A 1,948-nucleotide genomic window follows, 5' to 3' on the forward strand; every position below is an offset into this window, starting at 1 on the left:
GTGGGCGATTTAACACACGGCCACCCTTCCCTTTCCGTTGTCGGGGAAGCCGGGGTTCATGGGTTGCGGTACTGGAATGATCAGTTTCAGGTGAAAATTCCTTCCGGCACCGGGGAAGATGTCTGGGCCACCGCCAATGGGGGCGGGGGCGGCGGTTCCGCTATCGGGCCGCAAATCTTTGTTACCGTGGATGCCGGTTCCGCCGTAACCTGTTCCGATGGTGTAACAGAACTTACCGCCGTGGCTGGGGATGATCCCATTATTTTCAGCTTGCCCAACTATGGCACCTGGACAGTCACCGGCACCCTTGGGGATCAGACCGACACTGAGGTTTTGGAGGTTGACACCACCAAGCGGTACAACGTGACTTTGGCCTATTTCAGCGCCACCCTGAATATCACCACTAAGGCCGGGGCCGCTGTGATTGCCACCAACGGCACAAAAAGTCTGACCGGGATAGCGGATGAATCCGGGGCCTTGTCTTTCAACATTGCTTCCCCCGGCACCTGGACACTTCGGGCAAGCACTGAAGGGGTGGATTCCAACCAACCCACGGTTGAGATTGAAACCGAGGGTGAAACTTATGAAATCACCCTGTCTTTCATCACCGTGACCATTACCGCCGATCCCGGTTCTACGGTAACTTGCACCGATGGCAATACCACCCGATCCGGGGTTTCTGTGGGCGCTATGACCTTCTATCTGCCCAATACCGGGGTTTGGCAGATTACCGCCACCAAAGATGGGCAGACCGCAAGCGAAACCCTTACCGTTGGTTCCTATGCCCCTTACACCGTTACCTTGAACTTTTACAAGTATGTTGGGGTAAAAGTGACAATCAGCAATAACAATTCTGAAAGCGCCGTTTCCTATGTGGAAGATGCCGTGGGAATGGCTACCGGGTTTAACGCTTGGAAGAATCACAACATTTTCAAGAATATCCGGCCTTGTGTGGTGAAAAATGGCGTGGTTCAGTATTACTTGAACCCGGACGATCTGACCCAAAAGGTGAACGGCGGAGCCGCTACAATCAACAGCGAAAGCGCCGGGGATGTCATGATTGAGATTCCCAAGTTGGGCTATAAAATGACCACGGACGGGAACAGCCATACCATTATGGTAACAGATGATCCCAATGCCCCCGGCTACTGCTACCGGGCGCACGGGCTGGACGCTGAAGGGGATTGTGATGCAATCTATATCGGCGCTTATCTGGCAACCAATATCAGTTCCAAGTTGTATTCTCTTTCCGGGAAATCCCCCACAACCGATATCACCTTGACCGCCGCAAGGCAAGCGGCCCAAGCAAGGGGGGTAGGTTATCAGCTTGTTTCCTTCTACCCGCTGACCCTGCTTCAGTGTTTGTACCTGATCATGTTCAAAAACCGCAACGGGCAAACCGCCCTTGGCAAAGGCTACACCAACGGCAACAGCGCCAAGATCAACACGGGCGGCACCAACGCCAAGGGTATGTGTTACGGCGAAACGGGCGGCAAACAGCAAATGTGTTTCCTTGGCATTGAAGATTTTTGGGGGAACCTGTTTTGGTGGATTGATGGGATTTTCTGTGATAACTCCCGCAACGTCAAAACGGCCTTCAAGGATTTCAAGGACGATGGTTCCAGCTACCCCTTCACCAAGGCAAGCGGCTTGTCCCAAAACCTTGGCGGCTGGATGGGTGACATTCAGGGAACCAATGAAGGCGGGTTCACAATCAAGACTTCCACCGGATCGGCCACGTCCCATTGGGCGGATTATGCCTCTCTTTATGCCGGTTATTGCGCCTTTTTCGGTGGTGCTTGGGATGATGGGGATAGTGCGGGGCCTTTCCGGTTCTATGTGTATTATGCCGCCTCGGGTTCCAGTTCCTATCTTGGCGCCCGCCTGATGTATAAGAAGAAAGCGGCCTAAAAACCGTTTCCTTGGGTAGTCACTGGTAGATTGTGGC

1 protein-coding gene is annotated in these 1,948 nt (G+C 53.5%); it reads left to right on the forward strand.

What is annotated here, in order from left to right; genetic code table 11:
- On the forward strand, window positions 1-1,911 hold a 1,911-nt coding region (locus D1841_RS16510), incomplete at its 5' end, for a hypothetical protein (protein ID WP_166554300.1).
- Window positions 1,912-1,948 lie beyond the last annotated feature (37 nt).

The organism is Neglectibacter sp. X4, from assembly GCF_009917365.1.
Lineage (GTDB): Bacteria > Bacillota > Clostridia > Oscillospirales > Acutalibacteraceae > Acutalibacter.